Origin of the sequence: Mesorhizobium xinjiangense (genome assembly GCF_009749525.1) — a bacterium.
Lineage (GTDB): Bacteria > Pseudomonadota > Alphaproteobacteria > Rhizobiales > Rhizobiaceae > Mangrovimarina > Mangrovimarina xinjiangensis.
The window spans coordinates 184,645-205,701 of record NZ_WOAC01000013.1 but is presented as its reverse complement, the minus strand read 5'-3'; the positions used below and the strand labels follow the sequence as shown (position 1 = coordinate 205,701).

The window sequence follows — 21,057 nt, the reverse complement described above, 5'->3', positions numbered from 1 at the left end:
GGCTCCGCCAAGGCCACCGACCGAGACGGGCCGCGGGCGGTCCAAACAAAAAGGGGCGGCGGCGCCAGGCGCCGCCGTTGCGGACAGTGAGTGGAAGGGCGGTTCAATGGACCGCGTGTCCACCGGTGTAGGGATCGTATTCGAAGAGTATGTTGACCTCAGACTCCTCGACTTCATCGGCGGGCAGCACCCCGTATGCGTCGTCGGACTGGAAGAGGACCACCGGCGTCATCAAGGTCCGGGCGAGTCTCCAGGCGTGTTTCTGGGCCAGGGAAAGATCGTGCGACATCCGAGGGCTCCATTGTTGGAGCGGGCCAATTCCCGCTCTGATGGCTCCGTCAGTGTGTGGCAAGCGGACGCGATCACCGTGCAGGCGTCAGCCAAACGGCCGCAGCTTTGCTAGCGGACCCCTTACGGGTTGATCGTGGAAGTTCCGCGGCCGCACCAGGAATGCCATCCCTGAAGAGCGGGATTGAATCGTCCTAAGGGCCGAGCCCGATGCTGCGCGTTTTCATGCAGACGACCCGCGCCGCCGCTTCAGCCGGCATCCTGGTTGCACGACCGCTGCACCTTTTTCAGAACTGATGTGTGGCGTTTCAAAGAGAAGCCCAACGACCTGACACGCGTTGACGCTTGGGTCCGACACATCGATTTTCGTGAAGGGGTCGAAGGGGACGGCGCTATGAGAGTGGACCAACGTTCGCGCTAAAACGGATTGCCGGTAGTCTTGCGCCCGAACCACATCATTGGCAACAAGAGGGGGGACTGATGGACGGGACATCAAAGGAGGAGACGGACCTCTATGTTGCCTTCGGCCGGGCTCTCTCCACTTGGGCCTATGTTGAATGGCTGCATTGCGAGCTGTTCCGACTAATTGCCGGGGCACATGCGGGAAACTCCCCGCTGGAAAAGGCTTATTGGGCAATCGTCTCGTTTGACGGCAAGCACAGAATGGTCAACGCCGCGCTGACCGAGGCGCTGTCGAAACATTCGACGTATCTGACCCGTTGGAAAGGCCTAAACAACCGGCTTCACGCACAAAGCAAGGTTCGCAATCGGTTGGCTCACGCCCAGATGGTAGGCTACCCAAACGAGAAGGGTGAACGGGCGGTCGCCATGGTAACGGCCGTCTATTCGACACCGAACGGCGAGGAAAATCGCATGTCGCTTGCGCGGGTCACCGAGATAGAACGCAGTTTCGACAAGCTCGGCACCGATCTGTTGGCTTTTCAGGAGACATTTGTTGTGGAGCAGCTGATGAACGCCGGCAAGCCGATGCCACGGTTCAAATATCCCGTGGAGGGCATGCCTCCGCAAGACCCCGGGTCTGCCCCGACTTAGAGCACCATGTAGTGCGGGTCATTTGTCTCGAGGGGGTTCGGCAAGGGATTGGTAGACGATCTGAAAATTGGCAGCGCGCAGATCGGATCGCCGGACTAGACTTGACCAAAGCCGCATTCGGGTCAGCGCTTCATCGGACGACGCGCCATAGAACGGGCATACAGGCGGACCCATTTTGATGGGCGGAGCCGGAGCTCCGCCCGATCCGCTCAGCCAAGAGCGGCCATCTGCACTCAGCGGCCTTGCAATCGACGGTCTTGTCGGGATTCTCGACGGGGCGTTCGAAGGGTTTCCAGGCCTCGCCGACGACTTCTTCGTAGGCGGACACCACGCCTTCGACGGCGCAGCGGAGTGCATGGGCTTGGATGCCCATGTCGGCAGCGAATTCACGCTTGCGCTGGGCGGCGCTGTCGAAACCGACAGGACCGTCGAGGTCCGCGTCGCGATCGTCGTTGGCGTTTCTGGCCGTAGCATCGCGGGCTTCCGAGACCGATCGGGAATAGAACTGACCGGCGCCGTGGGCCGAGCCGACATAGGAGCCGACGATCCGCTGGAGATGGATCTGCATGGCCCGTTCGCCGAGGCCTTCGCTCAGCGATCCGGCCGTGTCGATGATGATCTTGCGATGGAGATCGCGGATGCCGTCGCTGTCGATGACGGGTAGGCCGAAGCTTTCGGAGATGAGCGATGCCTGGGCGCTGTCGGGACAGGCGAGGCGGACCATTTCGAGGGAGGCGCCCTTGCGGAGCTGGACGACCTTGCTGGATTGACGGCTTGAACGAGCGGTTCTGGTCATGGGAGATTCCTTTCCTTCGTGGTTTGTCCGAAGGCTCGAACCGGCCCCTGCCGGCCCTCCCTTCGGGCGCGGTCAGGAAAACCGGCGGAAAGACGGAGACTTCAGGGTCCGTGCGGACCAAAGCCGAGCAAAGCAGCCTTGCGGGCAAGCAGGGCCTATTGCCCTGGCGCCGTCCCGCGGGGCTGGTTTGTCGAGGCTGGTGCGCACGGCCGCTCCGCGGCGCGCCAGCGGCCTTGAAGCCTCCGGCCGCCGGTTTACGACCGCAGCCAGAACCGAAGGAAGGGCCGGCAGGGAGGACATCTTCCACCGGACGCGACCATGCAGGAAATGACTTTGACAGCCTGCGAGCTGACCTTCCTGCTCCAGTCAGGCTCTGACCGCATTGGTGCCCTTGATTTTCAGGCATCGGCCTCAGAGTATGTCCCCCGCCTTGCCGCACAGGCCTCGCTTGACGAGCTCATGGAGGCGGCCGCCCTCATCGAAAGAGGCGTGCCGTTACCCCCGGCGCTCGACCAGGCTCTCAATCACGGCACATCGATCGGCGGCGCACGTCCCAAGGCTCTCATTGACGACGGGACGAAGAAACTCATCGCCAAATTCTCCGCGACAAACGACACCTACAGCGTCGTGAAGGCCGAATTCATCGCGATGAAGCTGGCATCTGCCTGCGGGCTCAACGCCGCGCCCGTATGACCCGTGCCGCCCATAAGGATGTGCTGCTGATCAAGCGATTCGACCGCCAACACACACGGGACGGCTGGACGCGCCGCGCCATGGTCTCGGCCCTCACCATGCTCGGGCTCGATGAGATGATGGCCCGTTACGCCTCTTACGAAGACCTCGCCGAACTCATCCGCCACCGCTTCACTGACCCGAAGGACACACTCAAGGAGCTCTACAGGCGGATCTGCTTCAACGTGCTTTGCGGAAATACCGACGACCACGCCCGCAACCATGCCGCCTTCTGGGACGGCAGAATGCTCACGCTCACGCCCGCCTATGACATCTGCCCACAAGGCCGCACAGGCAGTGAAGCCACGCAAGCCATGCTCATCAAGGGCGAGGGCCGTGCCAGCACGCTCGCCACTCTGCTCGCCGCCGCGTCGGATTATCACCTGAAAGAAGCGGAAGCCGCAGCGCTTATCGAGCACCAGATCAAGACCATCGCCAACTTCTGGCAAGAGGTCTGCGACGAAGCAGACCTAACCCCCGTCGACCGCAAGCTGTTCGCCGGGCGCCAGTTTCTCAACCTCCATGCCCTCGAAGGCCTCGACAACAAGAGGCTGCAGAATGCCTTCCGCGCCGCACACAAGACGCTGATCGCGAGCGGGAACGCCTGACGACGACAGCGCCTAAGCAGCTCAAGAGACGCCCGTGTCTTCCGCGATGAAGCCTAGCAGACCGCACCCTTGCGCTCCGTCGCCGACTGAAGGTCGCTGATAGCCGGTTTAGGCAAGAAAGGACGCGTTCGACTACATCGAGATATTCTACACCCCCCGCGCAAGCACGTCTGGAACGGGATGCTGTCACCCGTCGAGTTCGAACGACGACACCAAACCTGACCCCGAAGGGGCTTACAGAACGCGGGGGCTATTCATCATGCTGATCGGTCGACCAGATGGGGAGAGCGTTTCTTCTTCTCGACTGTTGGTTTCCCTGTGGAACTAAGCCGATTATTCGTCTCCAGGTCATTGCAACCGACCTGCATGCGCAAGCCTTTTGCTATCGCCACAGCACGCATTGGGTGCGCCTTGAGAAGGTTGATGTCATCATCGTGCACGAGCGGCGGGCGGATGCTATTATGGTCCGTGATGTAGGTTATGTCCTGACTCGGCTTCACGACGACCTCGCGGGCAATACGATGGGCGGATAACCAAGAACCGCCCTAACCAGGAGTTCCTAAGTGAACAACGCGCGGCGATCCCTGTAGCTGGACCAGCCACCCCAGATCAGAAGCAGCATTGTCAGCAGCAAAAAGGCAACGCTGATCCCGCTCCCCGCAAACACCAAAAAATCGCCGCGCGAGACCAGCAGGGCGCGCCGGAAATGCTCCTCAAGCAGCGGGCCAAGCACGAAGCCCAGCAGCAGAGGCGCGACCGGATAACCCATGTAACGGACCGCGTAGCCGAAAAGCCCGAAGCCCGCGGTCACCATCACCTCGAACGTGCTGTTGCCGATCGAGTAGACGCCGATGCAGATGAAGACCAGTACAGCCGGGTAAAGCAGGTTGTACGGAATGGTCAGCATCCGCACCCAGATTCCGATCAGCGGGATATTCAGCACCAGCAGCATCAGGTTGCCTATCCAGAAGCTCATCATTAAGCCCCAGAACAGTGACGGTTGTTCAGCGATCAGATTGGGGCCAGGGGTGATGCCATGCACCATTAGCGCCCCCAGCATGAGCGCCATCGTGGGGCTTCCGGGAATGCCCAGCGACAAGGTGGGAATGAAGCTCGCCTGATCGGCTGCGTTGTTCGCCGCTTCGGGGGCCATGATCCCCTCGATGGCGCCATTGCCCATGTTCCGGCGATTGCGCGCCACCCGTTTCTCGGTGGCATATGCGATGAAAGCCGCGATCGACGGCCCGGTGCCCGGCAACGTGCCAAAGAACGTCCCGAAACCTGTTCCGCGTAGCACCGGGCCGACGGAATCGCGCATGTCGCGACGCGTTGGCAGCATGGAGCGGAATGTGATGTCCTTGGCCGAGATCACCGTCCCGACCTTCTGGCCCACGGACATGATGATCTCAGAGACACCGAAGATGCCCACTGCCAGCGCGACCAGGCCGATCCCGTCCATGAGTTCGGTTGCGCCGCCAGTAAACCGCAACGAGCCTGTATAGACGTCCATGCCCACCGACCCCGCCATCAGACCGACGACCACCATCGCCAGCGCCTTGATCGGTGAGCCGTTCGAGATCGTCGAGGCGGCAACAAGACCGAACAGGATGATCGCGAAATATTCAGGTGGTCCGAAGCGCAGGGCGTAGGCGGCGATAACCGGAGCGAAGACCATGCAGATCACGATGCCGATCGACGCCGCAGCGAAGGACGCGATCGTCGTCATGAACAGCGCAACCCCGGCGCGGCCCTGCTGGCCCATGGGATAGCCGTCAAGGCAGGTGATCGCATTCGCAGGCGTGCCGGGAATGTTCAGCAGGATCGAAGTGGTGCTGCCGCCGTAGCTGGTTCCGTACCAGATCCCCGACAGCATGATTAGCGCGGTGGTCGGATCAAGGTAAAAGGTGACCGGCAGCAGCATCGAAATGGCTGTCAGGGCACCGATGCCGGGAATGACCCCGATCAAGGTACCCAACAGAACCCCGAAAAAGCAGTATGTCAGGTTGGTGAGGCTCAGCGCGACGCCGAGGCCAAGAATAGCGTTGCTCAGGATCTCCATACCATCAACCTCAGAAATCGAAGCGCAGAAGCGCAATCGGAAGGCCGAGTGCCGCCCCGAAGATCAGCCAGCACAACAAGGAAAGCCCCGCTGCCAGCACCAGCGCGGTCAGCAGGTGGGTCTCGCTGTCAGCGCGCGTCGAGATGACGACGGTAAGCAGAATCGCCGGGATCAGCCCGAGCGTGCGGATGCTCAATCCGAAGGCGATGACCGACGCCAGCACCCAGACGACCGACCGCAGGCGGAATTCGCCGAATGCCAGATCTGAAGGTTCTCCGGATGTTACAGGCTGGCGGCGTGCCACGAGAACCTGCGCTGCCCCCAGAAGCGCTAGCGCCGCGCCCACGATACAGGGAAACATGCCCGGCCCAAGTCGACGGAACGAGCCGATATCCAGATGTGCATAGGCGTAGGCGCAAAAGGCGAGCCCCAGAAGAATGGCGATGACGCCACCCACTAAGTCCTTCGTCATGTTCTCTCCTTCAGCCGCATCCCCGATCCGAGCCTGGCGGAAGCCTCCTGACTGACCGGACGGTCACTAGCAGAATGGGGTTGGCTCGTCGATACGCAATTCCGAAAAAGAGCGGGCTCAGGGGTGTTGCGTCGAGGCGCGCATTGCGTATTATCTGCTGACTGTCCGGTCAGTCAGTGCCTTGGGCATGACTTCGGCTGCTCTACGACATCAGGGAGGAACCCATGAGACATTACACACAGGCGGTAGCGGCCGCCGGCATCCTGCTCAGCGCCATGGTGGGCAGCGCCGCCGCTCAGGCGTATCCGGAACGGGCCATCACGCTGGTCGTGCCCTTCGGTGCCGGAGGCGTGACCGATACGACCGCCCGCCTTCTCTCGGAACCGATGTCCGAGGCACTGGGTCAGCCCGTCGTGGTGGAAAATCGTCCCGGTGCCGGCGGCTTGGTTGGCACCGAGACAGTGATTTCCAGCGATCCTGACGGCTACACCATCCTCTACGCCTCATCCGGACCGATGGCGATCCTGCCGGCCCTGACCCCGGGCTCGGTGCGCTACGATCCGATGACGGCGCTGCGGCATGTCCATGGCGTATCCTATTCAAGCCAGCTTCTGGTGGTGCCACAGGATGCCCCCTACCAGACCGTGGAAGAACTGATCGCTTACGCGCAGGAAAACCCGGCGAGCCTGAACTTTGGCTCGCCCGGAATCGGCACGGCCCAGCACCTTGCCGGTGAGCTTTTCCGGCATGCGACCGATGTCGATATTCAGCACGTCCCGTACCGGACCGGCGGCAACCAGCTTGCCGATCTGGTTTCCGGTGTCATCGACCTTACCTTCGACTATTCGGCGGTACTGGCACCCTATATCGACGGCGGTCAGCTGCGCGTTCTGGCCACAACCGGGATCGAACGGCATACCCGCTTCCCCGATGTCCCCAGCCTGAGCGAGGCCGGTTATCCCGACGCGACAAACGCCGGGTGGACTTTGATGTCTGCCCCCGCCGGTACTCCGGACGAGGTCGTCACGCGCATCTCCGACGCCCTGCGTGACGCTTTGGGCACCGAGCGTCTGATCACCTATCTCGAGGGCAACGGTACAATGTCCCTGATTGACTACGGCCCCGAAAAAATCACCGGGTTCGTGGCGGAAGAGAACGCGAAGTTCCGCGACATTGTCGAGGCTGCGGGGATCTCGATCGAGTAAGAATCGGATTGGCCCGGAATCACCGGGCCAGTTTCACCTCTGTCGATCAGAGACCAGAACAGCGCGCCCCGGAATCTGACCGCCGGCAGCCGGTCCATCATGGCATTTGCCTCGGATAGGGGACAGGCTGCGCGGGGAAAGGGCCTCAGGCCGCTCTTTCAGGCCAGGGTTCTCAGCGCCGCGAAATCAATCAGTCGCCGACATTGCTGCGCCCAATGCTCACCGATTTCAATGTGATCTGCAGCAGTGACCGGGGTGCTGGGCCGCCGAACAGGTCCACGGCAACCTTGGTTCCGCCCCTTGCCAGACAGTCGAAGCCCAGCCGCGCTGTCGCCTCAGCGCCGATGAAACCGATCACGGCTGCCGGTGTCCCGCCACAGGCAGTCTGGATGGCGGCCACCGCATCGCCCGTCCCGGCATCAATAGCGGCGCAGCCGCCAGGGCGGCAGCGAGGTTGCAACCGCTGATGTCAGCGACCACAGAGGCCTGCATCCCCATGGTCTGCATCAGTTCCATGCGCATCAGCCCCAGCCGCCAGCGCTGAACATCAGCGTGCAGCGGGATGGGCGGTTGGCTCGCCTAAATGGTGGATGCAGTGACGATCTACAAGCCGTTCGCTTTAAACGGCACTCGTTGGCCATCGCGCCTGACCGGCGGTTTCCGCCCGGCGACGCCGCATTTGTTTGACGATGTTCAGCTGGTGGATCTGGCTGGTCCCCTCGTACAGGCGGAACAGCCGCACATCGCGGTAGTAACGCTCGATCGGGGAATGATCGGCGACATAGCCCGCGCCGCCGAACACCTGCACGCAGCGGTCTGCAACGCGGCCACAGGCCTCGGATGCGAAGTATTTGCACATCGACGCCTCTAGCGCGATGTCCTCGCCCCGATCCCGGGCCTTCGCCGTCTGCAACACCAGCGCCTGCGCTGCGGCAATGTCAGTGCGGCAATCAGCCAGCAGCGCCGCGACCAGCTGGAAATCGACGATGGCGCGGCCCGATTGTTGCCGGGTTTCCGCGTGATCCATGGCAAGGTCCAGCATCCGGATCGCCGGACCGGTGCACAGTGCCGCCAGATGAATGCGCTGCTTGTTCAACACCTTCATCGCGGTGTGAAAGCCCCTGCCCTCGATGCCCCCGACGAGGTTGACCGCAGGAACATGCACATCCTCCAGAATGACCTCGCCGACCGGCGAACCCGCCTGCCCCATCATCCGGTAGGGGGCCGAGACAGACAAGCCCGGCATGCCGCGCTCGACCAGAAACGCCGAGATGCCGCGCGCGCCGGGCTGGTCCGCATCGGTTCGGGCAAGCACGGTGAACAATCCGGCAATCGGTGCATTGGTGATGTAGCACTTGCGCCCGTTGAGGACGTAATCGTCCCCGTCACGCCTGGCCGACGTGGTCAGCGCGGTGGCGTCCGATCCCGCCTCTCGCTCAGTCAGTGCGAAGCTGCCGGTCACCTCGCCGCGCGCCAGCCTTGGCAGCCATTGGCGCTTCTGTGCCTCGGTGCCATCGGCGACCAGTGCTTCCGAGCCGATGCCGGTATTTGTGCCTACCCGCGCCCGGAACGCGACGGCGCATTGCGACAGCTCCAGCGCGCCCCGCACCAATTCTTCGGTGGTCAGACCAAGCCCGCCATATTCCTCAGGGATGGACCAGCCGAAAAAGCCGCGCCGGGCCATGTCTGCGACAATTTCGTCGGGAACCGCATCCTCGGCAGCAACCCGGTCTTCGGCGGGATGGACTACAGTGCGGACCCATTCGTGCACTTCGGCCAAAAGCGCCTCAAGCCGTTTTTCATCGCGGATCATAGGATTCCTCAATTGTCAGGTGCGCCGGGAAATCGTGGCCGCCGCTTTTCCAGAAAGGCCTGTAACCCTTCGGCCGCCTCGTCATCGTACCGCGCGGCATTGATGTGCCGCGCCTCAAGGTCCAGCTGGGCCGCCAGCCCGTTGCGCGGCGCCTGCCTGATCTGATCCTTGATGACTGCCATCGCGCCCGCAGCCCCGCCAGCACAGGACTGCGCCAGTTCCAGAGCCGCCGCCAGCGCGCCCCCGGCATCGGCCAGCCGGTTGATCGCACCGGCAGCGTGCAGGCGCTCAGCCTCCATCGGGTGTCCCAGAAGGCACATTTCCGAAACCAGCTGGCGTGGCAGAGCCTCACACAGCAGATGGGTGGCGCCGCCATCCGGCGTCAGGCCGATGCGGACATAGGCAGCGGTAAAGCGTGCGCCCCGGGTGGCGGCAATCATGTCGCAGGCCAACGCCAGCGACAGGCCGAGACCCGCAGCACCGCCTTCAACCGCCGCGATCACCGGCTTGGGACAGGCCCGGATGGCGAGGATCATCGCACCCAAAAGGTCGGTGTTGCGCGCCACGTCGGACAGCGGAAGATTACGACCTTCTTGCAGGCTGGCGACATTTCCGCCCGAACTGAAAAAGCCGTTCGCCCCGGTCAGCACCAGCGACCGCACCACGGGGTCGACCCCCGCATCGATGATCGCGGCGGACAGCTCGGCATAGATCGCCGGGCCGATGGCATTGCGCGTCCCGGCCCCGTCCAGCGTCAGGATGCGCACCCCATCGGCGCGCGTTTCAGTGATCAGGCGCGTGGTCGTCGGCGTCATATGACCCCCTTCGCGCGATGGGCGGCAATCTCGTCTGCGCTCAGGCCCAGATCGCTCAGAATGGCATCCGTATCCACCCCGAGATCCTTGCCCGCCCAACGGATACGGCCCGGGTTGCGTGTCAGGCGCGGGACGACGTTCTGCATGCGCACGGTGCCGAAATCATCATCCGCGACCTCGGTGACCATTTCGCGTGCCTGCACCTGCGGGTCGGCAAAGATCTGTTCGACCGAATAGATCGGCCCGATCGCCCCGCCTTCGCGGGCGAAATCGGCCAGCACATCGCCCAGCGGATGGCGCTCCATGTAGGACTTGAAAATCGAGTCCAGCTCGGAGCGGCATTCCATCCGGGCGCGGTTGGTTGCAAAGCGCGGATCGGTAACAAGATCGGCCCGACCGATGGCGCGCATATTCGCGGCGAACATGCTGTCTGTCGATCCGGTCACGGTCACATAGCGGCCGTCGCTGGTGCGGAACACGTTGGCGGGTGCGGTGTACTGGTTGTTGTTGCCGTCGCGCTCGCGCACCTGCCCCAGCTGGTCATATTCGATGGCAAGGTTCTCCAGCAGCCGGAAGGTCGCCTCGGTCAAAGCAAGGTCGATCTCCTCGCCCTCAGTCCCGTTGCGCTGGATTCCGAACAGCGCCGCCAGAATCGAGAATGCCCCGAAAAGGCCGCCGAACGCGTCGGCAATTGGATAGCCGGGGTGAACCGGCGCGCTGTCCGGCATGCCGGTAATATGCGTGAGTCCGCCCATCGCCTCGAAGATGCGGGCAAAACCGCCCATGCTTGCCTTCGGGCCGGTCTGACCAAAGGCCGAAACGCGCAGGATCACCAGTTTCGGATTGATCTGCCATAGCGTCTCGCGGTCCAGTCCCCAATCGGCCAGCGTACCGGGGCGGAAATTCTCGATCAGTACATCGGTGTCGGCGACCATGCGCTTCATGATCGCCAGCCCCTCGGGCCGGCGCAGGTCCAGCGTGCCATAGCGTTTGCCACGGTTCGTCACCTTCCACCACAACGGTTTGTCGTCGCGGAACGGCGGAAAGGCGCGCAACCCGTCGCCTTTGCCGGGGATCTCCAGCTTGATGACATCCGCGCCGAAATCCGCCAGCAGCGAGGCGGCAAAGGGGGCGGCGATGATCGTGGCGATGTCGAGCACCTTGAGCCCGGCGAGCGGGCCAAAAGCGGCGGGGGTTTGTGTCATAGGGCAATCCTTTTAAGATGCGTGCCAGGCGCGAAACGGGCCTCGGGCAATCCCGTGGCGCCGAGCCCGTCCAACGCGAACAGATGGCCGCCGTCCGCATGGCTGGAGACAGCACGCCCGGTACCGGAGTCCCGGATCGAAGTGACGAATAGCGTGGCCCTTGCACTGCCGCCGAAGGCAAGGCTGCTGGGCAGATCGACCGGCGCTGGAATGCGCTGCACCAGCCGTCCGTCCGGAGCGAAACAGCCAATCTCGCCGATAGTGATCAGCGCGGCCCACAGGTTGCCTGCGGCATCCACCGTCGCGCCGTCGATGCCGGCTTCCAGTCCGGCAGTGTCGATATGGCGGCGCGGGACACCAGCGGCCCCGGTTTCGGGATCGTAGTCGGCGGCCATCACCGCGCATGTGGGCGTGTCGGTGAAATAGAGAATATCGCCCTGCGGGCTGAAGCAAACCCCGTTGCCGACGCGGATACCCCCGGCCAGCATGTGGTGACGCCCGGTTCCGTCGATCTGGTGCAGCCCCCCCAGTGGTTCGCGCCCGCGCCCCATCCCGGCACAGAGGAACCGACCTTGCCGGTCCAACTTGCCGTCATTGAGGCGCATCCTGGCGTCGGCATCCTTCAGCACCAGAAACGGCTCCGTCGCACCCGTTGCGGGATCGCAGAGCGCGACCTCATGATCGCGCGCCACAATCAGCCGCTCGTCCGTCGCCAGAGCAATGCACCCCAGATGACCGCCGATCACCTGCGACTGGATCGCGGCTCCGCCCCCGTCCGGGCGAATGCCGTGCAGAACGCCCGCCACACCGTCGATCCACCACAGCACGCCGCTCGCGGGGTCCCAGACCGGGCTTTCCCCAAGCGCCGCCGGTGCGGAGGACAGGCGGCGGACTGAAAGTCCCAGCGCGCCAAGCGCATCAATCCGGGCGTCACGCATCCTTCACCTGCCCGCGCGCGCGCACCATCATCCAGAGATTGGCACCGACCGCCAACAGGATGATCAACGCCACCACCGCGAAAAGGCTTGCGGCAATCGGCCGTTCCACGAAGGTACCCAGATTGCCGCCGCTGACGATAAGCGCGCGACGGAAGTGCTCTTCGATCATCGGCCCCAGCACGAAACCCAGCAGCAGTGGCGATGCCTCGAACTTCAGCGCCCGCATCCCCAGTCCAAGCAACCCGAAGGCCACCAGAACGATGATGTCCGTCACCTGATTGTTGACGCTGTAGATACCGATGCAGGTGAAGGCCACGATCACCGGGAATAGCAGGTTGTAGGGGATCTTCAGCAGCCGCACCCACAGCCCCACCAGCGGCAGGTTCAGCACCAGCAGCATCAGGTTGCCCAGCACGAAGCTGACGATCAGACCCCAGAACAGGTCCGGCGACGACTGGATCACGCCGGGCCCCGGCAGGATGCCGTGCACCATCATCACCCCCAGCATGATCGCCATCACCGGATCGCCAGGGATACCGAGGCTCAGCGTCGGGATGAACGCGGCCTGTACCGCAGCGTTGTTCGCCGCCTCGGGGGCAGCAACGCCTTCGATCGCGCCGTTTCCAAACTCCTCAGGGTGCTTGCTGACACGGCGTTCCAGCGCATAGGAAACAAAGGTTGCCACCAACCCGCCGGTGCCAGGCAACGCGCCGAAAAACGCGCCGATCCCTGATCCACGCGCCATCGGCATGGCCGAACGGCGCCAGTCCTCGCGCGTGGGCAGCATGTTGCGCAGGCGGATCGTGCCGCTCAGCACCTTGGGCAGTTCGCGTCGTCCGGCGTTGGCAATAATCTCGGGCAGACCGAACAGACCGAGGGCAACCGCCACCAGCGGTAGGCCGTCATAGAGCACCGTCTGCCCGAAGGTGAACCGCGCAACGCCGCTGTTCAGATCAAGCCCGATCAGCCCCAGTGCCAGCCCCAGCGCGACAGCCGCCAGCGACCGGATCGACCGCCCCGTCCCGATCACCGCCGCGGCGACCAGACCCAGCGTCATCAGCGCGACATATTCCTGCGGCCCGAACTGCAGCGCGACCCGCGACAGCGGAACGGCAAAGCCTGCAAGCAGGATCACACCGAAGATGCTGCCAATAAAGGACGCAATCGCCGTCATGAACAGCGCCTGACCGGCGCGACCCTGCTGCGCCATTGGGTAACCGTCCAGGCCGGTCACGGCGCTGGTGGCAGTGCCGGGCAGGTTCAGCAGGATGGACGCTGTGGAACCACCATAAGAGGCGCCGTAGTAGATCCCCGCCAGCATGATCAGAGCGAAGGTTGGCTCGATGTGATAGGTGATCGGCAGCAGCATGGCCAGCGTCGCCATGATGCCTATGCCCGGCAGAACGCCGACGAAGGTTCCCAGGAACACCCCCAGGAAACAATACATCAAGCCGCTGGGCGATGCCGCGACGCTCAGGCCGAGCGCGATATCCGATAGCAATGAGGACATGTCAGAACGCCTTGATTTGCAGGCCGAGCGCGACGCTGAACAACAGCGTGCAGCCAATCGCCGTGAGCACGGCCAGCACGAGAGCGGTAGTCAATGGCGTCCTGTCGTTCGCCATGGCCGCAAGGAAGACCGTCACCGACACCGCCGCCAACATGCCCAGCGGCTCGATGGTCAATACGAAGGCGGCGAAGGCGGCACCCAGAAGCGCAGTGCTGCGCCATTGCCCGCGACTGACCGAGATGCCCAGCCCTCCGGGCCGCGCCGTCACGATCATCAGCAGCCCCAGCAACACCATCACCACGCCCAGAAGGCGCGGAAAGTAACCGGGACCCATGCGCAGCAATGTGCCGAGACGATAACTGCTCGCCTCGGTCACGATAAAGAGGCCCACGCCGCTGGTCACCAGACCCGCGACGATATCTCCCAGTCTTTCCTTGACGAACTGCATGACTCCTCCCTGAGATCTGCTGCGTCGAATTCGGCGGCCCGGCCGGGCCGCTCAGTCTGTGTGTCCGCCCTCGATCCGCTGTCCGGTGACAAAGGCGGATTGTGGTCCGGTCAGGTACTCGCACAGGCGCGTCAAACCCTCGGTGGGCGGGCCGTGCCAGATCAGTGCATTCACCCGCGCGCCGGATGGCGCCCATTCCAGCGCGAGGATCCGCGCCAGCATGGCAAGCCCGCTTTGCGCGGCCAGATCCGCGCCGGAGCTGACGAAGAGCAGCGCAAAATTCCGCGCCCGACCGGAATGACCCGCACACAGACGCGACAGGTCGCGGGCGCGGCGCAAGACGACTTCGGCCGCGGCGTCACCGCGCCGGTCGATCACGGCCGCGAGCGCAGGCGTTGCGGTCACGGCAGAATCGTCCGCGTGATCATGGCTCAGCACCACGGTTGTTCCGGTGCGTTCTGTGCCGCGCGCTGGGCCAGCCATCGGCGCGTTTCCCGCTGCGCTGCCACCGTCCACGACCAGCGTCTGTCCGTTCAGGGCATCCCCGGCAGGGCCGATTAGCAGGGCCACGGCATCCGCGATATCCGAGGGTTGACCGAGCCTGCCCAGTGGAATCGAGGCGGCGACGCTTTCCAGATCAAGTCGGCCTGCAGCATGAAGCGCCTGCACCATCGGCGTCAGCGTGAAGCCCGGCCCAACAGCGCATATCCGCAGCCCGGCACTGCGCCAGGGCGCCGCCAGCTCTCGCGTCAGCGCGACGACCGCAGCCTTGGTGGCGCTATAGGGCCCACGCAGCGGCAAAGGCCGGAACGCGCCGCCCGAGGCGATGTTGACCAGTGTGCCGCCGGGTTTCAGAACCTCCGGCGCAGCGGCGCAGATCTGCGTCACCGCGGTCAGGTTGACCGCGACGATCCGATCGAAGATCGCGTTCGGCATCGCCGTCATGTCATGCCCGCTGCTGTCGGTCAGGCCTGCGTTGTTGACAATCAGATCGAGTGCACCGCCCACACGCTCTGCCGCGCGCCGGGGCAGCCCGGCGGTCGCCGTTGAATCGGTCAGATCAACGCCTAGTCCCGCGTGTTCCGGTCCTAACGCGGTTGCGAATCCCTCGGCTGCGCCGTGGTCAAGATCAGCCACCACCACCCGATGGCCCTCTGCCGCTAGGCGCTGGCAGATCGCGCGGCCGATACCCCCGGTGCCCCCGGTGACGAGGGCCCGGAGCGGCGCGGTTGCGGGATCGGTGGCGGCGGTGTTCATGGCATCAATTGATCGCGATACCAATGCCGCCATCCGCCGACAGCACCTGCCCGGTGACGAAATCGCTGTCGGACTCCATCAGATAGGCGATGGCGCGGGCGATGTCGTCGACGGTTCCCAACCGGCCCAGCGGTGTATCGGCGATCCGCTTCGCGTCGCGCTCAGCCGAGCGGTGCCGAGACGTGCCTTCGGTCGGGATGGCAGATGGCGCCACGGCGTTCACACGGATGTTGCCGCGTCCCAGTTCCACCGCCGCGGCGCGGGTCATGCCCATGACCCCGGCCTTGATCCCGCTATAGACCAGCGAATGCGGTGCCGAGCGGAATCCGGCAGCCGAGGCGACGTTGACGATCGTGCCTCCGCGCTCTGCGTTCATCGCCGCTGCCGCTGCCTGAATGCCCCAGATTACTCCGTTGAAGCCGATCTGGACCATGCGGTCCACTGTTTCGGGCGCGATGTCGGGGATCGCCTGATAGCGTACCCAGGCTGCGTTGTTCACCAGACCGTCCAGACGGCCAGCCCGCGCCATCACCGCATCAACAGCAGCATTGATCCCCTCGCGCGAGGCAACGTTCTGCACCACAGGAAAGGCGTTCGCACCAATCTCGCCACAAGCTTCGGTGACGAACTCCTCTTTCAGATCGTTCACCCCGACCAGCCAGCCCCGTCGGGCCAACAACTTCGCGGTGGCGCGGCCGATCCCGTGGCCTGCTCCGGTGATGAGGGCGACTTTGGCGTCAGGCGACATGGTGGAAATCTCCGTTCCAGGGGCTGTTGGAGCCGTTGAGCAAATGCGCGGCCAGGTCATCCAGACCTTCGACAGCGGCGCCGAGGACGGCCTGGGTGCGCATCTGCCGCAAGTGGCGGTGCAGCGGCACTTCCCAAGTGAAGCCCATCCCGCCCAGCACCTGAATGGCGCTCTCTGCCACTCCGGGACCGGCCTGCGCTGCCCCCAGCCACGCGGCGTCACGCGCGAAAGCCGGACCCTCGGCGGGTTCACTCAGGGCGCGGACAAGGGCATTGCGCATGGTCTCGACCGCCAACGCATCGCGCGACAGGCGGTGCCTTAGCGCCTGATACGCCGAGAGCGGGCGCCCGAACTGGACCCGGCCTTGCGCATGCTCCACCGCCAGCTCCAGACATTGCGCCGCTGATCCGTGGACACAGGCAGCGCGCAGGATCTTGGCGTCCGCCCGCAGACGCGCCACAGCAGCGACGTCCAATTGCGCAACCTGCGCAGCGCCGGGCCGCAGCGCCGCGTCCGGGGTATCCACGTCGATGGAAAGTGTCTCGTCAAGATCGGTACACGCGGCGGTCTCGAGCAGTAGCGCGCCGCCATCGCGCCGGAAACACAACACATAATCGGCAACCCGCGCCACGGGGGCTCCGCCAACGATCTCGTCCTCAACCACGCCAGTCCAGGCGATGGTCGCCAGTGTCTCACCCGCCACAAGCCCCGTGGCCAGATCGGGGGATTCATCGGCCAGCAGCCGCGCCAGAAGCAGCGTCTCGATCAGCGGAAAGCCCAGCAACGCCTGCCCCCCGGTTCTGCAGACCGGCACGGCGTAGCGCAGCGGTAGGTCGAGCCCGCCTGTGGCCTGGGGGGCGAGGACGCCCAGCAGGCCCGCCTCGCCCAGCAGTCTTGCACGCGCGGGCACATCGGCGGCCCCGGCGCAGCTGGCCATCACGGCGCGGGCGGTATCCTCGAATTCTGCGGGATCAAGATCATCATGCATGGGTCACGCCGCCTTCTGGAGTTTGAGGATGCGGCCGGCAATGATGTCGAGCTGGATCTCGGTCGTGCCGGCATAGATGGTTTCGGCGCGGCTGGCGAAATAGACCGCCTCCATCCGCGCGCGGATGTCGCGCAACGGCCCGTCGACACCGGGGGGAAAGCGCGAGACGATCTCCCAGCCGATCTGGGCAAACCGCTGATGTGATTCCGACCAGTACAGTTTGGGAAAGCTGCCGCGCGGACCGATCTGTCCCCCCGAGAGCAGCGTTTCCACCAGCGTCTCGACATGGCCCTTGAGCAATTCCACCTCGACACGGATCTGCGCCAGCTGGCGGGAATAAGGCGTCAGCAGCGCCATGGCACGCGCATCGGTCCGGCAGGCGTCGATCAGGTGCTCCAGCTCGCTCTGGAACCGCCATGATCGGTACATCCGGTTGGTCGCGCGCTCGATGGACAACACGCGCGTGGCGGCGGCCCAGCCTTCGTCCGGCGCGCCCAGCATGTCGGCCTCATCAACGATCACGTCGTTGAAGAACACCTCGCAGAAATGCCGGTGCCCGTCGATCGAGCGGATCTCGCGTACCTCCAGCCCAGGCGTGTCCATCCGCACGGCGAACAGCACTAGCCCCTTGTGGCGGTCTTCGGCGGTTCCGGTGCGCGCCAGCAACAGGCAGCGCTGCGATTTCGAGGCGCCGCTGGTCCAGATCTTCTGGCCGTTGATCCGCCAGCCATCCGCCGTCCGCTCGGCGCGGGTGCGCAACCCCGCCAGATCCGACCCCGCGCCCGGTTCTGAGAAACCCTGACACCAGATCGCCTGCATTTTCAGGATAGCGGGCAGATATTCGGCCTTTTGCGTTTCGTTGCAAATTGCCAGAATGATCGGCCCGGCCAGTTCCTTGCCGATGGAATTGACCGAGTTCGGCACCGGCGCGAGACCGATTTCACGGTTGATCTCCAGATGTTCGCGCAGCGTCAGCCCGTGGCCGGCATAGGCGCGCGGCCAAGTGATGCCCGCCAGCCCCGCCGCGTGCATGCCCACTTCAAAATCGACCAGTTCCTGCAAGGTCACCGGAATTTCATGCGCCCGGTCGATACGCAGGCGGCCCTTGAGATTTTCGGCCAACCAGTCGCGGGCATGAGCGGCGTGGGATCTCCCTGACGGTGCAGTCTGGAGGGCACTCGAGGCTGTCATTATTGGTCTCCCTCGGGATGGTCCGTCCGTGTCGGCAGCAGCAGCGCGTCCAGCGCTACAGCACCCTGCCCACGGGCGCGGACCAGCATCGGATTGATGTCGATTTCGCCAATGTCGGCCACGTGGCGCGCAGCAAACCGCGACAAGGCGGCGACTGCGGCTGCGGCTGCGTCCAGATCGGTCGGCGCGCGACCCCGCGCCCCGTCAAGCAGCGGAAAAGCCCGCAGTTCGCGCAGCATGGCATGCGCTTCGACTTCGCTCACCGGGGCAAGGCGCAGCGCGGTGTCTTCAAATATCTCGGCAAAGATGCCGCCGAGGCCCACCATGACCACCGGGCCGAACACCGGGTCCGCAAGCGTGCCGAGGATCAGCTCGGTCCCGCCTGTCGTCATCGGCGAGACCAGCACTCCGTCCACGCGGGCGGAGGGCGCGTTCAGCGCGGCTGCGGCGGTCAAGCGAGTGAAAGCTGCCTTGGCCTCAGCCCCGCCCCGGACGTTCAGCGCGACACCGCCGATGTCGCTCTTGTGCTGAATGTCAGGCGAAAGGATCTTCATTGCGACGGGGACACCAAATTTTTCCGCAGCCGCAAAGGCTTGCTCGGCGTTGGTGACGGTGAGTTCGGGAACAAAGGAAAGTCCCGCCGCCGACAGTGCCGCCTTGGCCGTCGCCTCGTTGCGGCAGACGGCAGGATTGAGCGGTTGTGGCGGCTCGGCGGTTATGGCGATGGGCGGCTGCGCGCGGAACAGCTCGATCTGCCCCAGAGCAGCAAGACCTCGCATCGCGCTGTCGATAGTGGGAAAGCAGGCGATGCCCAGCGCACGCAGATCGGCAATCGCATCGGCAGGCCCGGCCAAACAGGCAACCAGCGTCTTGTCGGGATGGCGTGCGCTGACCTTGGCCAACGCCTCGGTGAACACCCGGCGCAGACGTGGGATGCCCATGCCGAGCGCCAACATCAGGCAGGCCGTGGTATTGGCGTCATCCTCCAGCACGGCATCGACGAGCGTTTCCAGAATGTCCGGGCTGGCGGACATCTGGGCGGTAGCGTCGACCGGATTGGCCGTCGCGGCCAGCGGCAGCAGCGCGCGGATCCGTGCCTGTGCGCCCTCGCCCAGTGGATTGACACTGATGCCATGTGCCGAGGCCGCATCGGCCATCATGACGCCGAACCCTCCCGAGGCGGCGATCATCGTGGCCGACGGAGGCGTTCCCACGCAGCGCTGGCCGACGGCTTCAGCCGCCGCGCCAACTTCTACCAGTTCTTCCAGCGACCGCACCCGCACCACGCCGTAGCGGGCAAACACGGCGTCGAACACCTGGTCGCTACCGGCCAGACCGCCGGTATGCGAAAGTGCCGCCTTCTGTCCCGCTTCCGACGTGCCAATCTTCAGGGCGATCACCGGCTTGCCGGCCTTGGCGGCCAGCTCCAGCGCCCCGGTCAGCCGCGCGCCGTCCCGGCAGGTCTCCATACAGCACAGGATGACGCTCGTTTCGGAGTCGTTCGCCATCCAGCCGATCGCATCGGCGATCTGCACATCTGCCTCGTTGCCGGTGGCAATGAAGCGGGCAGCACCGGCGCCACAATCGCCCAGCATCCGCAAAGCGGAACTGCCGACATTGCCGCTTTGTGAGACAATCGAAATTCCACCGTCCAGCGGCATCTCCTGTTCCAGCGCGATCGAGAAGGTTCCGATGGCCCGCGACCGGATACTCACGGTGCCAAGGCAGTTAGGCCCGACGATCCGCATCCCGCTGTCGTGGGCGATCTCGGTCACGCGGGCTTGCAGCGCAATCCCTTCCGGTCCCGCCTCGGTGAAACCGGCGCTCAGGACAATCGCAGCACCGACACCCAGCGCGGCCGCGGTTTCCAGCGTCGCCACGGCAGCGGCGCCTGGCACGGCCACCAGCACCAGGTCCGGCACTTCCGGCAGCGCGTCGAGCCGGGCATAGGCCGCAAGGCCCTGCACTTCGGTGGCCTTGGGGTTGACCGGATAGATTGCTCCGGCAAATCCGTGCTTGATCAGCAGGTGCACCGGGCGACCGCCCGTCTTGGTGGGGTCAGTCGACGCCCCGACGATGGCGATGGAGCGCGGCGAAAAGACGGCGTCCAGTCCCGAAATCATCCGTTCATGGCTCATCTCAGCGCCCCTTGAACACCGGCGCGCGCTTCTCCAGGAACGCCTTGCGGGCTTCCTGTGCATCCTCGGTCTTCGACAGCGCCATGGTGTAATTCTGCTCCAGCCGGTAGGCATCGCGCTGGGGCATGTTTTCGACCATGTTGGCCGCCTGTTTGGCATAGGTGATCGCAAGCGGCGCCTTCCCGGCGATGTCCTGCGCGACGGCCATCGCCATGGGCAGCAGGTCGGCGGCGCTGGTCACCTCTTCTATGATCGAGCGGTCCTTCAGCTCGGCAGCGGACAGGCGAACGCCGGTGAAGAACATGCGCCGCGTGGTGGAACGGCCGAACAGAGAGTGCAGCATGGACGCGCCACCAGCGAGGCCGACGTTGATCTCGGGCATGCCGAACACCGCCTCCTCGCAGGCATAGAAGATGTCGCAGGAGGCCATCAGCCCCAGCCCCGCCCCCAGCGCAGCGCCGTTGATGGCTGCGACCACGGGTTTGTTGCATTCGCGGATCGCGTTGCCGGTTTCCCGGGTGATCCGGTTGTGTTCGAGAAAGTCTCCGGGCCGCGACGAATCGGGCCGGTCCTTGAGGTCGGCGCCGGCGCAGAAGGTCTTGCCGGATCCGGTCAGAACCGCCGCACGCACATCGTCACGCTGCGAAATTTCGTCGAAGATCTCGACCAGCTCATACCGCGTCTGACGGTCCAAAGCGTTCACCGGCGGCCGGTTCAGCGTCACAAGGGCAACCAGCCCATGCATCTCGACGCGCACGTTTTTCTTGTCGAACATTGCCTGTTCCCCTCCCTT

General features: G+C 64.4%; 18 protein-coding genes and 2 pseudogenes. 3 read left to right on the top strand and 17 right to left on the bottom strand.

Annotation, left to right across the window (positions count from 1 at the left end; all coding sequences use genetic code 11):
- Positions 1-103 precede the first annotated feature (103 nt).
- Positions 104-289 carry a hypothetical protein gene (locus tag GM909_RS15290; protein ID WP_157017331.1) on the bottom strand — a complete coding sequence of 62 codons (186 nt, stop codon included), beginning with the start codon at positions 287-289 and terminating at the stop codon, positions 104-106.
- Positions 290-768: 479 nt separating this feature from the next.
- Between GM909_RS15290 and GM909_RS15285 the strand changes: the two genes are divergently transcribed.
- On the top strand, positions 769-1,341 hold the full coding sequence (locus GM909_RS15285) for a hypothetical protein (protein WP_157017330.1): 573 nt from the start codon (positions 769-771) through the stop codon (positions 1,339-1,341).
- 209 nt (positions 1,342-1,550) lie between these two features.
- On the opposite strand, the pseudogene GM909_RS15280 reads toward GM909_RS15285, so the two are convergent.
- Positions 1,551-2,137, bottom strand: a pseudogene (locus tag GM909_RS15280) (hypothetical protein).
- A gap of 345 nt (positions 2,138-2,482) precedes the next feature.
- On the opposite strand from GM909_RS15280, the pseudogene GM909_RS15275 reads away from it, so the two are divergent.
- Positions 2,483-3,477 (top strand): annotated as a pseudogene (locus tag GM909_RS15275) (type II toxin-antitoxin system HipA family toxin); the annotation flags it as partial.
- A 559-nt stretch (positions 3,478-4,036) separates the two neighbouring features.
- Here the strand turns inward: GM909_RS15275 and GM909_RS15270 are convergent.
- Both GM909_RS15270 and GM909_RS15265 read right to left on the bottom strand, forming a co-directional pair.
- Positions 4,037-5,536 carry a tripartite tricarboxylate transporter permease gene (locus GM909_RS15270; RefSeq protein ID WP_157017329.1) on the bottom strand — a complete coding sequence of 500 codons (1,500 nt, stop codon included), beginning with the start codon at positions 5,534-5,536 and terminating at the stop codon, positions 4,037-4,039.
- 10 nt (positions 5,537-5,546) lie between these two features.
- On the bottom strand, positions 5,547-6,008 hold the full coding sequence (locus GM909_RS15265; protein WP_157017328.1) for a tripartite tricarboxylate transporter TctB family protein: 462 nt from the start codon (positions 6,006-6,008) through the stop codon (positions 5,547-5,549).
- 224 nt (positions 6,009-6,232) lie between these two features.
- Between GM909_RS15265 and GM909_RS15260 the strand changes: the two genes are divergently transcribed.
- Positions 6,233-7,213: a Bug family tripartite tricarboxylate transporter substrate binding protein gene (locus tag GM909_RS15260; protein ID WP_157017326.1), complete on the top strand. Its 981-nt coding sequence runs from the start codon at positions 6,233-6,235 to the stop codon at positions 7,211-7,213.
- Positions 7,214-7,403: 190 nt separating this feature from the next.
- Here the strand turns inward: GM909_RS15260 and GM909_RS25810 are convergent, their stop codons facing one another.
- The 13 genes from GM909_RS25810 to GM909_RS15195 form a co-directional block, all read right to left on the bottom strand.
- Positions 7,404-7,571 (bottom strand): hypothetical protein, encoded by a 168-nt coding sequence (locus tag GM909_RS25810; protein ID WP_198174273.1) that lies wholly within the window; start codon positions 7,569-7,571, stop codon positions 7,404-7,406.
- 261 nt (positions 7,572-7,832) lie between these two features.
- Complete coding sequence (locus GM909_RS15250; RefSeq protein WP_157017322.1) at positions 7,833-9,026, bottom strand: acyl-CoA dehydrogenase family protein; 1,194 nt, start codon at positions 9,024-9,026, stop codon at positions 7,833-7,835.
- An 8-nt stretch (positions 9,027-9,034) separates the two neighbouring features.
- A complete protein-coding gene (locus tag GM909_RS15245; protein WP_157017320.1) occupies positions 9,035-9,841 on the bottom strand; it encodes an oxepin-CoA hydrolase, alternative type in 807 nt (268 codons plus the stop codon).
- Positions 9,838-11,046: a CaiB/BaiF CoA transferase family protein gene (locus GM909_RS15240; protein WP_157017318.1), complete on the bottom strand. Its 1,209-nt coding sequence runs from the start codon at positions 11,044-11,046 to the stop codon at positions 9,838-9,840. Before GM909_RS15240 ends, GM909_RS15245 begins: the two co-directional genes overlap by 4 nt.
- Complete coding sequence (locus GM909_RS15235; protein ID WP_157017316.1) at positions 11,043-11,984, bottom strand: SMP-30/gluconolactonase/LRE family protein; 942 nt, start codon at positions 11,982-11,984, stop codon at positions 11,043-11,045. Before GM909_RS15235 ends, GM909_RS15240 begins: the two co-directional genes overlap by 4 nt.
- A complete protein-coding gene (locus GM909_RS15230; RefSeq protein WP_157017314.1) occupies positions 11,977-13,494 on the bottom strand; it encodes a tripartite tricarboxylate transporter permease in 1,518 nt (505 codons plus the stop codon). Before GM909_RS15230 ends, GM909_RS15235 begins: the two co-directional genes overlap by 8 nt.
- Before the next feature lies 1 nt (position 13,495).
- Positions 13,496-13,942, bottom strand: coding sequence for a tripartite tricarboxylate transporter TctB family protein (locus tag GM909_RS15225; RefSeq protein ID WP_157017312.1), 447 nt, complete (start codon positions 13,940-13,942; stop codon positions 13,496-13,498).
- A gap of 51 nt (positions 13,943-13,993) precedes the next feature.
- Positions 13,994-15,232 (bottom strand): SDR family NAD(P)-dependent oxidoreductase, encoded by a 1,239-nt coding sequence (locus GM909_RS15220; protein ID WP_157017310.1) that lies wholly within the window; start codon positions 15,230-15,232, stop codon positions 13,994-13,996.
- Positions 15,204-15,947, bottom strand: coding sequence for an SDR family NAD(P)-dependent oxidoreductase (locus tag GM909_RS15215; protein WP_157017308.1), 744 nt, complete (start codon positions 15,945-15,947; stop codon positions 15,204-15,206). The genes GM909_RS15220 and GM909_RS15215 overlap by 29 nt, the downstream gene beginning before the upstream one ends.
- Positions 15,937-16,935, bottom strand: coding sequence for an acyl-CoA dehydrogenase family protein (locus GM909_RS15210; protein WP_157017306.1), 999 nt, complete (start codon positions 16,933-16,935; stop codon positions 15,937-15,939). Before GM909_RS15210 ends, GM909_RS15215 begins: the two co-directional genes overlap by 11 nt.
- Before the next feature lie 3 nt (positions 16,936-16,938).
- On the bottom strand, positions 16,939-18,126 hold the full coding sequence (locus tag GM909_RS15205) for an acyl-CoA dehydrogenase family protein (protein ID WP_157017304.1): 1,188 nt from the start codon (positions 18,124-18,126) through the stop codon (positions 16,939-16,941).
- Complete coding sequence (locus GM909_RS15200; protein WP_157017302.1) at positions 18,126-20,264, bottom strand: acetate--CoA ligase family protein; 2,139 nt, start codon at positions 20,262-20,264, stop codon at positions 18,126-18,128. The genes GM909_RS15205 and GM909_RS15200 overlap by 1 nt, the downstream gene beginning before the upstream one ends.
- Before the next feature lies 1 nt (position 20,265).
- The gene (locus tag GM909_RS15195) at positions 20,266-21,039 is read right to left on the bottom strand and encodes an enoyl-CoA hydratase/isomerase family protein (RefSeq protein ID WP_157017300.1); all 774 of its coding nucleotides are present in this window, start codon (positions 21,037-21,039) and stop codon (positions 20,266-20,268) included.
- Positions 21,040-21,057: the final 18 nt, after the last annotated feature.

Coding starts and splice junctions, on each gene's coding strand:
- GM909_RS15215 (WP_157017308.1), bottom strand. CDS start 15,947: ATGTCGCCTGACGCCAAAGTCGCCCTCATCACCGGAGCAGGCCACGGG.
- GM909_RS15270 (WP_157017329.1), bottom strand. CDS start 5,536: ATGGAGATCCTGAGCAACGCTATTCTTGGCCTCGGCGTCGCGCTGAGC.
- GM909_RS15245 (WP_157017320.1), bottom strand. CDS start 9,841: ATGACGCCGACGACCACGCGCCTGATCACTGAAACGCGCGCCGATGGG.
- GM909_RS15220 (WP_157017310.1), bottom strand. CDS start 15,232: ATGGCGGCATTGGTATCGCGATCAATTGATGCCATGAACACCGCCGCC.
- GM909_RS15265 (WP_157017328.1), bottom strand. CDS start 6,008: ATGACGAAGGACTTAGTGGGTGGCGTCATCGCCATTCTTCTGGGGCTC.
- GM909_RS15285 (WP_157017330.1), top strand. CDS start 769: ATGGACGGGACATCAAAGGAGGAGACGGACCTCTATGTTGCCTTCGGC.
- GM909_RS15230 (WP_157017314.1), bottom strand. CDS start 13,494: ATGTCCTCATTGCTATCGGATATCGCGCTCGGCCTGAGCGTCGCGGCA.
- GM909_RS15260 (WP_157017326.1), top strand. CDS start 6,233: ATGAGACATTACACACAGGCGGTAGCGGCCGCCGGCATCCTGCTCAGC.
- GM909_RS15235 (WP_157017316.1), bottom strand. CDS start 11,984: ATGCGTGACGCCCGGATTGATGCGCTTGGCGCGCTGGGACTTTCAGTC.
- GM909_RS15290 (WP_157017331.1), bottom strand. CDS start 289: ATGTCGCACGATCTTTCCCTGGCCCAGAAACACGCCTGGAGACTCGCC.
- GM909_RS15225 (WP_157017312.1), bottom strand. CDS start 13,942: ATGCAGTTCGTCAAGGAAAGACTGGGAGATATCGTCGCGGGTCTGGTG.
- GM909_RS15200 (WP_157017302.1), bottom strand. CDS start 20,264: ATGAGCCATGAACGGATGATTTCGGGACTGGACGCCGTCTTTTCGCCG.
- GM909_RS15205 (WP_157017304.1), bottom strand. CDS start 18,126: ATGACAGCCTCGAGTGCCCTCCAGACTGCACCGTCAGGGAGATCCCAC.
- GM909_RS15210 (WP_157017306.1), bottom strand. CDS start 16,935: ATGCATGATGATCTTGATCCCGCAGAATTCGAGGATACCGCCCGCGCC.
- GM909_RS15250 (WP_157017322.1), bottom strand. CDS start 9,026: ATGATCCGCGATGAAAAACGGCTTGAGGCGCTTTTGGCCGAAGTGCAC.
- GM909_RS15240 (WP_157017318.1), bottom strand. CDS start 11,046: ATGACACAAACCCCCGCCGCTTTTGGCCCGCTCGCCGGGCTCAAGGTG.
- GM909_RS15195 (WP_157017300.1), bottom strand. CDS start 21,039: ATGTTCGACAAGAAAAACGTGCGCGTCGAGATGCATGGGCTGGTTGCC.